Here is a 12,333-nt window from a genome sequence, read left to right as displayed (position 1 = left end):
CGGGGAACCTGACATGACCACCAGAGACATCGTCCTCGTCGCCCTCTTCGCCGCGATCATCGTGGTGCTGGGCCTGCTGCCGCCGATCACGCTCGGCTTCATTCCGGTGCCGATCACCGCGCAGACGCTCGGCGTCATGCTCGCCGGCTGCATTCTCGGCGCAAAGCGCGGCGCGGCCGCCGTGCTGCTCGTGCTGCTGCTCGTGGCCATCGGCCTGCCGGTCCTGTCGGGCGGGCGCGGCGGCCTAGCCGTCTTTGCCGGCCCGACCGCCGGCTATCTCGTCGGCTGGTTCTTCGGCGCCTATGTCTGCGGCCTCATCGCCGAGCGCTTCGTGAAGGAAGACCAGCCGGAGCTGACCCAGTTCGCCGCCTTCCTCGGCGCCTCGATCGTCGGCGGCATCGCGGTCGTCTACCTCTTCGGCATTCCGTGGCTGGCCTATATGAGCGGCAAGGCCTTCTTCGAGACGGCCCTCGCCTCGATGGTCTTCGTGCCCGGCGACATCATCAAGGCCGGCGTCGCCATGCTGGCCGGCCGCGCGGTGCTTGCCGGCTATCCGCTGCTGCCGCAGCGCGCCTGAGCCGATGCCGCTTTCCGGCGCCCTCGAACGGCACGCCGCCGAAAACCCCTCGAACCCGGCCTTCCACCTGGAGGACCGGGTTCTTTCCTATGGTGCACTGGCGGCAACGGCCCGGCAGTTCCTTGCGGCCTTCTGTGATCTCGCGCCCGAAGGCCGCAGCACCATCGGGCCGAAAACCCGGCTGGTCGCGATCATGACCGGCAACCACGCGCTCTTTCCCGCCGCGTTTGCGGCTGCAACGGCCGGCATCCATTGCGCCGCCCTGATCGACCCGCACCTGCCGGAAGCCCAGCGTACACGCCTGATCGGCAAGATCGACCCCGACCTCGTCGTCACCGCCCACGGCGCCGATCTTGCCATCGAGAGTCGGCGCGACGGTGCCCGGCGGGTCATCGCCGAAAGCGCCGCGCTGGACACGCCCGTGCTGCCGGAAGGGGCCGACGACGACCCGTTCCTCATCGTCTTCACCTCGGGCACGACGGCCGATCCGAAGCCGATCATCCGCGACCGGCGCTCTTGGCGCGTCAGCCTTGCCACGGGCGCGCCCTTCTTCGGCATCGACCGGGCGCTGGATACCTATGCCCCCGGCCCCCTCGCCCATGGCCTTGCGCTCTATGCGATGACCGAGACGCTGCTTGCCGGCGGCGCCTTTCATTCCGCCGCGCATTTCGATCCGGATGCGGCGCTGGCAACGATCCGGGCCAACGCCATCCGCCGCCTCGTCCTGGTGCCCACCATGCTGCGCCGGCTCGCCGCAGAGCCCCCGGCAACCGGCGTTGCCGCCATCACGATTGCCGGCGCGAAGCTGACGGCGACGGACCACGCCCTGTGCACGGCGCACTTTCCCGCCGCAGCGCTGCGCGAATATTACGGCGCCTCCGAACTCGGCTTCGTCACCGTCGCCGCACCGGGCGATGCCGTCTCCTCCACCGCGGTCGGCAAGGCCTTTCCGGGTGTGAACATTGCCGTGCTGGACGATGCCGGTAACCCGCTGCCGGCGGGCGAGACGGGCACGGTCTTCGTCGAAAGCCCGCTGGTCGCCACCGGCTATCTCGGACAGGGCGACGGGGCGGGACTTTCCCGCTTCGGCACATTGGCGACGGTTGGCGACCTCGGCTTCCTGGAGGCGGACGGCACGCTGCACCTCCTCGGCCGCTCCGGCGGCATGGTGCTGTCAGGCGGCAACAACATCTATCCTTCCGAAGTGGAGACGGCGCTGCGCGATACGGCCCTGGTGCGTGCCGCTCATGTCTTCGGCATCGAGCATGCCGATCTCGGCAGCGAGCTCGTTGCCGTGATCGAACCGGAACAGCCGGGCCTGACACCAAAGGCGCTGACGGCGGCGCTCTCGGCGCTTCTGCCGCGCTACAAGCAGCCGCGCCGCATCTGGCTGTGCCGTGCCATACCCATGACGCCCTCCGGCAAGGTGGCAGCAAAGACCGTCCGGCAATGGGTGGCGGAGGAGAGCGATGCACTCGACCGTTTCCTCTGACCGCATTCCCGTCGTCGCCGCGGCCTTCCGCACGCCGATCGGCCGCATCGGCGGTTGGCTTTCTGCCATCGAGCCGGCCAGCCTCGCCGCGCCGCTCATCCGAAAAATCCTCGAGGAGACGGGACTGCCGCCGGATGCCGTTGACGACGTCATCCTCGGCAATGCCGCCAACAGCGCCGGCAATCTCGCGCGCCTTGCCGCGCTGGAGGCGGGCCTTCCGGTTTGCGTGCCCGGCATGACGATCGACCGGCAATGCGGCTCCGGGCTGGAGGCGATTACGCTGGCAGCGCGACTGGTGCAGGCAGGCGCCGGGCGCGTCTATCTTGCCGGCGGCACCGAGAGCACCAGCCGCGCGCATCTGCGCTTCCGTCCACCCTCAACGCCGGGCGGCGCGCCCGAGCCTCTCCGCCGCGCCCGCATGGCGCCGGATACGGTGGGCGATCCGGACATGGGCATCGCCGCCGAAAACGTCGCCGCCCATGCCGGCATCAGCCGGGAGCGGCAGGATCGCTTCGCGCTCGAAAGCCACCGCCGCGCCGTGGCGGCGCGCAAGGCCGGGCGCTTTGCCGGCGAGATCGTACCGATCGTCACACCCACCGGCCCGGTCCCTGACGATGAGTGCCCGCGCGAAAATACCTCGCTGGAAAAACTCGCCGCCCTGAAACCCGTCTTCCGTCCCGACGGAACGGTGACGGCGGGCAATGCGTGCCCGGTCAATGACGGGGCCGCCGTCGTGCTCGTCACCTCGCGCGCCGAGGCGCTAAGGCTGGGCCTGACGGTGCTGCTGGAAATCGTCGACAGCGCAGTCGCCGGCGTCGATCCGAACCTGCTCGGCCTTGGCCCCGTGCCGGCGATGCAGAAGCTCGCCGCGCGCCATCCCGGCCTTGACGCAGCGCGGGGCCCCTTCATCGAATTCAACGAGGCCTTCGCCTCCCAGGTACTTGCCAGCCTCGATGCGCTGGGCATCGATCCTGCCGCCGTCAACCGTGAGGGCGGGGCGCTGGCGCTCGGCCACCCCTATGGAGCCTCCGGCGCCATCCTCGCCACGCGGCTGTTCGCGCAGATGCGGACGGCGGACGCGGGCACGGAGGGGCTTGCCATGATGGGCATTGGCGGCGGCATGGGAATCGTGACACTTTTCCGGAAATTGTGAGGGGGATTATGGGCGAGAAGATCTATTCCGGCGGCTGCCTGTGCGGCGCCATCCGTTTCGAGGCGACGGGCGTGGCGGAAAAGCCGCATACCTGCTCCTGCCGCTTCTGCCAGCAGCACACCGGGGCCCCGACCGCCGCCTGGGTGGAGTTTCCCGCCGGGCGCCTCGCTTGGACCGGCAGCGGCGGCAAGCCTGCCACCTGGCGCTCCTCCGACTATTCCAGCCGCGCCTTCTGCCCGGCCTGCGGCAGCTCCATCGGGGCGATCGACGACGAGCCTGTCGTGGCGCTGCTGATCGGCGGCTTCGACGATCCGGCCGATCCCGCGCTCATGCCGCAATACCATTCCTTCGAGGATTGCCGGCCCGGCTGGCTGCAGGTCGAAACCGCGTCAGGCGAGGAATGACTTCAGCCAGTCGCGCACCGGCTGCGGCACGTTGACGGGCTGGCGGCCTGCGGGATCGACGGCGACCCAGACGATCTCCAGGTCGGCGACCGGTGCGCCCTCCGCGGAGATCGCCACGGCAAAGCTCAGCGAGGTCGCGCCGATGCGCGTGACGGACACCTCGAAGCGGGCGCGGTCGTCAAGCCTCAGGCCGCGGTGGAAGGTGCAGCAGGACTTGCGCACGAAATAGACCGGATCACCGGCGCCTTCCGGCCGGTGCCGCCAGAGCCCGGCGACGGCCGCCTCGGCATGGGCATAGTAAGCGGCATTGTGCATGTGGCCGTGCATGTCTATATCGCGGAAGGGTATCCGGACTTCGCTGACCGTGATGTCTGCCGCGTGTTCCACGTCTTGTCCCGGGGTAAACCATGCTTCGTGCCGTTGTTAGAGCGTTCGGCGATCCCCGGCAAGTGATCCGCCTCGAGGAGGCCGAGCGCACGTCACCCGGTCCCGGCGACGTGGAGATCCGCATCCGCCGCGCGGCGATCAACCCGTCCGACCTCATTCCCGTCACCGGCGCCTATCGCAGCCGCACGACGCTGCCCTTCGTGCCCGGCTTCGAGGGCGTCGGGGAAGTCGCCGCCCTCGGCGCGGGCGTCACCGGGTTTTCCATCGGCCAGCGCGTGCAGCCGATCGGCGCGAGCGGGTTGTGGCAACCCTTTCTGCTGCGCCCGGCCGACTGGTGTTTTGCCGTGCCGGACGACCTTTCCGACGAGGCCGCCGCGATGGCCTATGTGAACCCGCTCACCGCCTTCCAGCTGGTCGAGGCCGCCAGGACGCATTTCGGCGCGGTGGAGGGCCAGCGCGTCGGCGTGACCGCCGCCGCCTCTGCCATCGGGCGCATGCTGCTGGTGCTGCTGGCCGAGGCCGGCTTCCGGCCTGTCGCCCTCGTGCGCAGCCCGGCGAGCGCGGCGCGGCTGGCGGAGACGTTTGCCGGCGAGATCGTCCCCCTTGCCGCCCCGCCGCTCGATGCGGTGCTCGACGCGGTCGGCGGAGAGCCCGGCAACGCGCTGTTCCGGCAGATCCGCGACGGCGGCGCCTTCATCCAGTATGGCGCGCTGAGCGGCGCACAGCTCGACCCGGCGCTGGTGGCGAACCGGCGCGAGGCGGTGGCCTTCTCCTTCCTCTGGCTGCGCGGCTGGGTGCATTCGGCGCCGCGCGCGGCGATCGAAGCAGCCTTCGAACGCAGCTTTGCTGGCATCCGCGCCGGCTTTCTCGGCTCGGCCGTCGACCGCGTCTTCGCGCTTTCCGACCTTTCCGCCGCACTCGCCCGGCAGGACGATCCCGCGCGCGCCGGAAAACTGCTTCTTGCGCCCTGACGGTTGAAAAGCCGTGGACACCGGCCCATTTCCCGTGGACCTCGCGAACCGCAATGGGTAGCTTCCGGCCATGACGACGTGTCTCTTCGAGAACCCGATCTTCCTCGAGCACCATACGCCGGAGGGCCACCCGGAGCGGTCGGACCGCATCCGGGCGATCAATCTTGCGCTGGAGCACGAGCGCTTTTCGCCGCTCCTGCGCGAGAAGGCGCCGCAGGCGAACGAGGATTTCGTCCTGCTCGCCCATCCCGAGCGGCACCTCACCGCCGTCATGTCCGCCATGCCCGAGGAGGACATCGCCCAGGTCGAGGCCGATACCTATGCGAGCCCCGCGACGCTGCAGGCGGCACTGACCGGCATCGGCGGCGCCATCGCGGCGGTCGACGCCGTCTTCACCGGCAAGGCCGACAACGCCTTCGTCGTCGCCCGCCCGCCCGGCCACCACGCCGAACGCGACAAGGCGATGGGCTTCTGTTTCTTCAACAACGCCGCCATCGCCGCCCGCCATGCCCAGAAGGCGCACGGCGCCGAGCGCGTCGCCATCGTCGACTGGGACGTGCATCACGGCAACGGCACGCAGGACATCTTCTTCAACGACCCGTCGGTACTGTTCTGCTCGACGCACCAGATGCCGCTCTATCCCGGCAGCGGCGCGAAGGACGAGACAGGCGCCGGCAACATCGTCAACGCGCCCCTTTCGATGAACGACGGCAGCGACCATTTCCGCGATGCCTTCAGGTCGCGCGTCCTGCCGCGCGTCGCCGATTTCCGGCCGGATGTCATCATCATCTCCGCCGGCTTCGACGCGCACCACCGTGACCCCCTGGCGCAGATCAACCTCGTTGCCGACGATTTCGACTGGGCGACCGCCAAGCTGATGGAACTTTCCGAAAAATCGGCGAACAACCGGGTGGTCAGCCTGCTGGAAGGCGGCTACGACCTCACGGGCCTCGCCGAATCCGCCGCCACCCATATCTACCGCCTGATGAGAGGCTGACCATGACCAACGCCACCACCCCCGACGTCTCCGCCCTCTCCTTCGAACAGGCCGTGGAGGAGCTGGAAAAGATCGTCGCCGCCCTCGAGCGCGGCGACGTGCCGCTCGACCGCTCCATCGAGAACTACGAACGCGGCGAGGCGCTGAAGAAGCATTGCGAGACGCTGCTCTCGGCCGCCGAGAACCGCATCGAAAAGATCCGCCTCGACCGCGCCGGCAAGCCGCAGGGCACCGAGCCGCTCGACGGGGCATGAGCCTCTAGTCCGGCGCCGTCCCTGCCTCTGGAAAAATCCCCGTGAGCAGGGAGGCGCATTGCGCCGCTCGCGAGGCGGGGCGGTGCTCCCCGACATCGGCAAGCAGCCGAACCCGGCGACACACCGTCAACGCCCGCCGCCCTATCCACGCCCCTCCCCGCCCGCTAGCATGTGGGTCACACGGCAACGACAGGAGGGCGCCATGAGTTTCTTTCCCGGAAAGGACCCGGAGGCCGGTGATGCGGCGGCGTGCGATGCGCTGGAGCATCTGATCATTCCGCGCACGAGCGATATCGGCGGGCTGGAAGTGCGGCGGGCGCTGCCGACGGCCAAGCGCCGGCTCGTCGGGCCGTTCATCTTCTTCGACCGCATGGGCCCGGCGCTGCTGCGCGCGGGTGAGGCCATCGACGTCAAGCCGCATCCGCATATCGGGCTGTCCACCGTCACCTATCTCTTCGACGGCGAGATCAAGCACCGCGACAGCCTCGGCACCGAAATGGTCATCGCGCCCGGCGACGTGAACCTGATGACGGCAGGGCGCGGCATCGTGCATTCGGAGCGCTCGCCGGAGAACCTGCGCGGCAAGCCGCAGTCGATCTCCGGCCTGCAGACCTGGCTCGCGCTGCCGGACAGCCACGAGGAGATCGCCCCCGTCTTCGCCCACACGACCAAGGCGGAGCTTCCTGCCTTTTCGGCGGACGGCATCACCGGACGCACCATCATCGGCTCCTACGAGGGCTATGCATCGCCGGTCGCCGTTCCGACGCAGACGCTCTACACCGACCTGACGCTGGCGCCCGGTGCCGCCGCACCGCTTGCGGCAGACTGGGAGGAGCGGGCGGTCTACGTACTGTCCGGCACGCTGGATGTCGCCGGCGACGTCTTTGCACCCGACCAACTGCTCGTCTTCCGTCCCGGCGATGCGATCACGCTGAAGGCCGGCCCGCAGGGCTGTCACATCATGCTCTTCGGCGGCGCGGCGCTCGGCTCGAAACGCTTTATCTGGTGGAACTTCGTCTCCTCCTCCAAGGAGCGAATCGAGCAGGCCAAGGAGGAATGGCGCGCCGGTCGCTTCGACATAGTACCCGGTGACGAGGAGGAGTTCACACCGCTGCCGGCCGGCTGACCTATAGATGAGCGGGCATATGTTCGAGTGAGCCGAGCCGATGGTTTTCGGCTCCTCGTGCCCATCTTGACTTATTCATAGCCATACGGCTATAGAAAATCCATAGCTATCGAGGTATGGATCAACGTGGCCGAAGCACACGACGCGCTCTTCCGCACGCTTGCGGATCCCACTCGCCGGGCGCTGTTCGAGCGGCTGTGCCGCGAGGGGGAGAAGACGGTGGGGGCGCTGACGGCGCAGGCCGGCGTTTCCCAGCCGGTCGTTTCCAAACATCTCGCTTTGCTCAAGCAGGCGGGCCTGGTGCGCGACCGGCACGAGGGCCGGCAGACGCATTACAGCGCACAGCTCGATGCGCTCGCCCCGCTCGTCGACTGGACGAGCCAGATGGCCGGCTTCTGGCAGAGCCGGTTCGATCGCCTGGAAGACCTCCTGAAGAGAATGGATCAATGACAGAAACGCTTTCCGTCGTCCTGGAACGGCAAATTCCCCATCCGCCGGAAAAGATCTGGCGCGCGCTGACCCAGCCCCATCTCATCGCCGAATGGCTGATGGAGACCGATTTTGCGGCCAGTGTCGGTCACCGCTTCGATTTCCAGGCGGAATGGGGCTCGGTGAACTGCGAGGTGCTGGAGGTCGAGCCGCACCGCAGCCTTTCCTACACCTGGGGCGATTCGCGCCTGAAGAGCGTCGTCACCTGGACGCTGACGCCGGTCGGCGCGGGCACGACCCTGCGCATGGAACAGACCGGCTTCAAACCGGACCAGCCACGTTACTTCCAGGGCGCGCAGGCCGGCTGGCCGCGGTTCCTCGACAATCTCGACCGTGTCCTGAGCGATCTGGACTGATCGGCGGGCACCCCCTTCACCGTTGCGAGGAGGCAACCATGAACTGGAACATACGGATCCGGCAGATACACCGCTGGCTCTCGATCGTCTTCACCGTCGCCGTGCTGATCAACATCGCGGCCATGACGCAGGAGAACCCGGCCCTCTGGATCGGCCTTCTCGCGCTCTTTCCGCTCATCCTGCTGCTCGCAAGCGGGCTCTATCTCTTCGCCCTGCCCTATCTGGCGCGGCGACGCAGCCCGGAGGGCCTGCGATGACCGGGGACCCCAAACTCCTTTCCGGTGGCAATCCGCAGATCGCCAAAGGTTATGGCGACGGCCCGATCCAGGCCTATATCGCGGCGATGCCGGGCTGGAAGAGCGATGTCGGCCGCAAGCTCGACGCGCTGATCGCGAAGGCAGTGCCCGACGTCCACAAGGCCGTGAAATGGAACTCGCCGTTCTATGGCATCGAGGGAGACGGCTGGTTTCTCAGCTACCATTGCTTTGCGAAATACATCAAGCTGACCTTCTTTCGCGGCACGTCACTCGATCCGGTGCCGCCGGTCGCCTCGAAAACCCCTGAAACGCGCTATTTCCATATCCAGGAGGGCGACGATCTCGACAAGACGCCGCTTGCCGACTGGATCGCGCAGGCGAGCCGGCTGCCGGGCGAGCGCCTGTGACGAAGGAGACGACGACCATGGACGAGACGAAAAGCGAGACGGCCACCCCTTCCGCGCAGATCGACGCGCGCATTGCCGAACTTGCCGACTGGCGGGGCGAAACGCTCGCCCGGCTGCGCGCGCTGGTCAAGGCGGCCGACCCCGATATCGTCGAGGAATGGAAATGGCGTGGCGTGCCGGTCTGGGAGCATGACGGCATCGTCTGCACCGGGGAGACCTACAAGGCCGTCGTGAAGATGACCTTTGCCAAAGGCGCCGCACTGGAGGACCCGGCAGGCCTCTTCAATTCCAGCCTGGAGGGCAATACCCGCCGCGCCATTGACTTCCGCGAGGGCGAGGCCATCCGCGAGGACGCCCTGAAGGCGCTCATACGCGCCGCGGTGGCGCTGAACCAGGCTTCCCGCGCCAAGCCGCGGGCGAAAAGGGCCTAGGGGAATCACGACAGCGTGACTGCGAGCACCTCGTGTCCGCAAAATGCCCCAATTGCCCGGGAGAACGCGGGAATGCGTCGGTTTGCGCGGTATCAATCCGGCGAAATACGCTCTAGACTTGCTGAAACGGTTGAAATCGCGCGCCGCATTCTGCATGTGACAGGTGAGCGCGGCATGAGACCGCATGTCCGGGCCGGGTTCCGCAACGGAGCCAGGGCACACGGGCGAGAACACGAGGCATGAGAGTGACCCAAGCACCCGCCACCCCCCTGCTCGACAAGGTTCGCATTCCCGCGGACCTGAAGGCCGTGGACGACCGTGACCTGCCGCAGCTTGCCAGCGAACTGCGCGCCGAAATGGTCGATGCCGTCTCGCGCACCGGTGGACATCTGGGTGCTGGCCTTGGCGTGGTGGAGCTGACCATCGCCATCCACAAGGTCTTCGACACGCCGAAGGACCGGCTGATCTTCGACGTCGGCCACCAGTGCTATCCGCACAAGATCCTTACCGGCCGGCGCGAGCGCATCCGCACGCTGCGCCAGGAGGACGGCCTGTCCGGCTTCACCCGACGCGCAGAGAGCGAATACGACCCCTTCGGCGCGGCGCATTCCTCGACGTCGATTTCCGCCGGCCTCGGCATGGCCGTCGCGGCCGACCTTTCCGGCGAGCACCGCAACGTCATCGCCGTCATCGGCGACGGCGCGATGTCCGCCGGCATGGCCTATGAAGCGCTGAACAATGCCGGTGCGCTCGATGCCCGCCTCATCGTCATCCTCAACGACAACGACATGTCGATCGCCCCGCCGACCGGCGCGATGAGCGCCTATCTCGCACGCCTCGCCTCCGGGCGCACCTATATGGGCTTCCGCGATCTCGGCAAGAAACTGACGGCCTATCTCGGCAAGAAGGTCGACCGGGCGATCACCCGCGCCGTGGAGCACGCGCGCGGTTATGTCACCGGCGGCACGCTGTTCGAGGAGATGGGTTTCTACCATATCGGCCCGATCGACGGCCATTCCTTCGAGCATCTCCTGCCCGTGCTGCGCAATGTGCGCGACAATTCCAAGGGTCCGGTGCTGATCCACGTCGTTACCCAGAAGGGCAAGGGCTATCCGCCGGCGGAAGCTGCCGCCGACAAGTATCACGGCGTCAACACCTTCGACGTCATCACCGGCACGCAGGCGAAGGCAAAGCCGAACGCCCCCGCCTATACCTCCGTCTTCGCCGAGGCGCTGGTGCAGGAGGCGGGCTTCGACGAGAAGATCCTCGCCATCACCGCCGCCATGCCGTCCGGCACCGGGCTCGACAAGTTCGCCAAGGCCTATCCGGCCCGCATCTTCGATGTCGGCATTGCCGAGCAGCATGCCGTGACCTTTGCGGCCGGCCTTGCCTCCGAAGGCTACAAGCCGTTCTGCGCGCTCTATTCCACCTTCCTGCAGCGCGGCTACGACCAGGTGGTGCATGACGTCGCCATCCAGGGCCTGCCCGTGCGCTTCCCGATCGACCGCGCCGGTTTCGTCGGCGCCGACGGGCCGACCCATGCCGGCTCGTTCGACACGACCTATCTCGCCACCCTGCCCGGCTTCGTGGTGATGGCAGCCGCCGACGAGGCGGAACTGAAGCATATGGTGCGCACCGCCGCCGCCTATGACGAGGGCCCGCTCTCCTTCCGCTATCCGCGCGGCGAGGGCGTCGGCGTCGACATGCCTGTTCGCGGCGAGATCCTTCAGATCGGCAAGGGCCGCGTCGTCAAGCAGGGCTCCAAGGTGGCTCTCCTCTCCTTCGGCACGCGACTGGCCGACTGTTTGCTCGCCGCCGAGGACCTCGATGCGGCCGGCCTGTCCACGACGGTCGCCGATGCGCGCTTCGCCAAGCCGCTCGACCACGACCTGATCCGCCAGCTTGCCCGCCACCACGAGGTGCTGATCACCATCGAGGAAGGCGCCATCGGCGGTTTCGGCAGCCATGTGTTGCAGTTCCTGGCGCTCGAAGGCCTGCTCGACCATGGCCTGAAGGTGCGCCCGATGGTGCTGCCGGATATCTGGATGGAACAGGCCAAGCCCGAGGCGATGTATGCCAAGGCGGGCCTCGACCGTGCCGGCATCGTCTCCACGGTCTTCCAGGCCCTCGGCCAGAAGGCTGTCGGCGTGGGCGTCGCCGGCTGATCTCCGCGGCTTTTCCGCTGTTTCCGGCAGCGCAAAACGCTCTCCCTCACTGTTTTAAAGAAAGTGCGGCGCAATCTGCGCCGCGCGTTTGCGGGGATTGCCCTATTGGCTGCCCAGGATGCGGTCCGCCGCAGCCTGAAGGGCCTTGGCGTCGATGTCCATCGCCCGCAAGGCACGGGCCGCAACGCCATGCGGCATGGCGGCAACGATCGCAACGACATGGGCGCCAAGCAGCGGGTTGTGGCTGCCCCGCCCTTCCGCCAGCGTCTGCATGACCGCCTTGCCGGAGGGCGCGGCGTCGAAGACGGCATGCTGCGCGGGTGCCGGCTCCGGTTCCGTCAGGCCCGCGGCAAGCCCGGCGGGAAGCCCCAGCATTTTCAGCGCATCCGCATATTGGCGCGCGATGGCGGGACGAAACGCATCGGGATCGGCGCCGATCGCCTCGAAGGCGCGGCGGGCGGAGCCATCCGGCAGATCGAGCGCCGCGAGCAGGAAATGCTCCGCGCCGGGCTCCTTCTGCTGGTCCTGCCTTGCATGCTGTTCCGCCTGTTCACAAAGGGCCTTGATCGTGCCCATGCTTTGAAAGCGTTCCTTGATCCGGTCGAACACAAAACCTCCTATGCGGGATCGTCGCCCGCGGCGATATCCGAAAGCCGCTTGTGGGCGGCCTGTTTGGTGACGCCGAGCGCCTGCGCGATCCGCGCCCACGACCAGCCCTGCTTCAAGGCCGATCGCACCGTCCGCCGCTCCAGCCCGTCCGCGAGGCGACGAAGCGCAATCACCGCCGCAAAGGCGTTTTCCGGATCTTCGGGATCGGGCAGCTTTTCGAGATCGACCATGCGTCAACATTAGTTGACGATTCGATTT

At 67.6% G+C, this 12,333-nt stretch carries 17 protein-coding genes; 14 read left to right on the top strand and 3 right to left on the bottom strand.

Annotation, left to right across the window (positions count from 1 at the left end):
* The first annotated feature begins 13 nt into the window (after nt 1–13).
* Genes K0P03_RS03880 through K0P03_RS03865 form a run of 4 tightly spaced genes read left to right on the top strand, consistent with a single transcriptional unit; the run spans nt 14 to nt 3,626 of the window.
* On the top strand, nt 14–577 hold the full coding sequence (locus K0P03_RS03880; protein WP_023514775.1) for a biotin transporter BioY: 564 nt from the start codon (nt 14–16) through the stop codon (nt 575–577).
* A 4-nt stretch (nt 578–581) separates the two neighbouring features.
* Entirely contained in the window at nt 582–2,069 is a 1,488-nt protein-coding gene (locus K0P03_RS03875; protein WP_272788955.1) for a class I adenylate-forming enzyme family protein, read from the top strand.
* The gene (locus tag K0P03_RS03870; RefSeq protein WP_272788954.1) at nt 2,047–3,222 is read left to right on the top strand and encodes a thiolase family protein; all 1,176 of its coding nucleotides are present in this window, start codon (nt 2,047–2,049) and stop codon (nt 3,220–3,222) included. Before K0P03_RS03875 ends, K0P03_RS03870 begins: the two co-directional genes overlap by 23 nt.
* Nucleotides 3,223–3,230: 8 nt before the next feature.
* The gene (locus K0P03_RS03865; protein ID WP_272788953.1) at nt 3,231–3,626 is read left to right on the top strand and encodes a GFA family protein; all 396 of its coding nucleotides are present in this window, start codon (nt 3,231–3,233) and stop codon (nt 3,624–3,626) included.
* Here the strand turns inward: K0P03_RS03865 and K0P03_RS03860 are convergent.
* Nucleotides 3,612–4,013, bottom strand: coding sequence for an acyl-CoA thioesterase (locus K0P03_RS03860; RefSeq protein WP_272788952.1), 402 nt, complete (start codon nt 4,011–4,013; stop codon nt 3,612–3,614). The two genes, K0P03_RS03865 and K0P03_RS03860, sit on opposite strands and share 15 nt — an antisense overlap.
* 20 nt (nt 4,014–4,033) lie before the next feature.
* Here K0P03_RS03860 and K0P03_RS03855 point away from each other — a divergent pair, with 20 nt between their 5' ends.
* The 10 genes from K0P03_RS03855 (at nt 4,034) to dxs (ending at nt 11,466) form a co-directional block, all read left to right on the top strand.
* Nucleotides 4,034–4,984, top strand: coding sequence for a zinc-dependent alcohol dehydrogenase family protein (locus K0P03_RS03855; protein WP_272788951.1), 951 nt, complete (start codon nt 4,034–4,036; stop codon nt 4,982–4,984).
* A 70-nt stretch (nt 4,985–5,054) separates the two neighbouring features.
* A complete protein-coding gene (locus K0P03_RS03850; RefSeq protein WP_272788950.1) occupies nt 5,055–5,981 on the top strand; it encodes a histone deacetylase family protein in 927 nt (308 codons plus the stop codon).
* A 2-nt stretch (nt 5,982–5,983) separates the two neighbouring features.
* The gene (locus K0P03_RS03845) at nt 5,984–6,235 is read left to right on the top strand and encodes an exodeoxyribonuclease VII small subunit (protein WP_272788949.1); all 252 of its coding nucleotides are present in this window, start codon (nt 5,984–5,986) and stop codon (nt 6,233–6,235) included.
* Nucleotides 6,236–6,437: 202 nt separating this feature from the next.
* Nucleotides 6,438–7,361 carry a pirin family protein gene (locus K0P03_RS03840; RefSeq protein WP_272788947.1) on the top strand — a complete coding sequence of 308 codons (924 nt, stop codon included), beginning with the start codon at nt 6,438–6,440 and terminating at the stop codon, nt 7,359–7,361.
* 126 nt (nt 7,362–7,487) lie between these two features.
* Complete coding sequence (locus K0P03_RS03835; RefSeq protein ID WP_130519187.1) at nt 7,488–7,811, top strand: ArsR/SmtB family transcription factor; 324 nt, start codon at nt 7,488–7,490, stop codon at nt 7,809–7,811.
* Nucleotides 7,808–8,206: an SRPBCC family protein gene (locus tag K0P03_RS03830; protein WP_272788943.1), complete on the top strand. Its 399-nt coding sequence runs from the start codon at nt 7,808–7,810 to the stop codon at nt 8,204–8,206. Before K0P03_RS03835 ends, K0P03_RS03830 begins: the two co-directional genes overlap by 4 nt.
* 38 nt (nt 8,207–8,244) lie before the next feature.
* A complete protein-coding gene (locus K0P03_RS03825; protein WP_023514296.1) occupies nt 8,245–8,463 on the top strand; it encodes a hypothetical protein in 219 nt (72 codons plus the stop codon).
* A complete protein-coding gene (locus K0P03_RS03820) occupies nt 8,460–8,870 on the top strand; it encodes a DUF1801 domain-containing protein (RefSeq protein ID WP_023514297.1) in 411 nt (136 codons plus the stop codon). Before K0P03_RS03825 ends, K0P03_RS03820 begins: the two co-directional genes overlap by 4 nt.
* Before the next feature lie 17 nt (nt 8,871–8,887).
* A complete protein-coding gene (locus K0P03_RS03815) occupies nt 8,888–9,301 on the top strand; it encodes a DUF1801 domain-containing protein (RefSeq protein ID WP_272788941.1) in 414 nt (137 codons plus the stop codon).
* A 245-nt stretch (nt 9,302–9,546) separates the two neighbouring features.
* The gene (gene dxs / locus K0P03_RS03810; protein WP_037408303.1) at nt 9,547–11,466 is read left to right on the top strand and encodes a 1-deoxy-D-xylulose-5-phosphate synthase; all 1,920 of its coding nucleotides are present in this window, start codon (nt 9,547–9,549) and stop codon (nt 11,464–11,466) included.
* Nucleotides 11,467–11,568: 102 nt separating this feature from the next.
* Here the strand turns inward: dxs and K0P03_RS03805 are convergent, their stop codons facing one another.
* On the bottom strand, nt 11,569–12,075 hold the full coding sequence (locus tag K0P03_RS03805) for a Clp protease N-terminal domain-containing protein (protein WP_023514300.1): 507 nt from the start codon (nt 12,073–12,075) through the stop codon (nt 11,569–11,571).
* Nucleotides 12,076–12,083: 8 nt separating this feature from the next.
* Nucleotides 12,084–12,305: a hypothetical protein gene (locus K0P03_RS03800; RefSeq protein WP_272788937.1), complete on the bottom strand. Its 222-nt coding sequence runs from the start codon at nt 12,303–12,305 to the stop codon at nt 12,084–12,086.
* Nucleotides 12,306–12,333 lie beyond the last annotated feature (28 nt).

The sequence above is a fragment of the Shinella sp. HY16 genome, from assembly GCF_028534175.1.
Taxonomy (GTDB): Bacteria; Pseudomonadota; Alphaproteobacteria; order Rhizobiales; family Rhizobiaceae; genus Shinella.
Note: the sequence above shows the minus strand (reverse complement) of the source record. Positions and strands in the feature narration are given on the sequence as shown.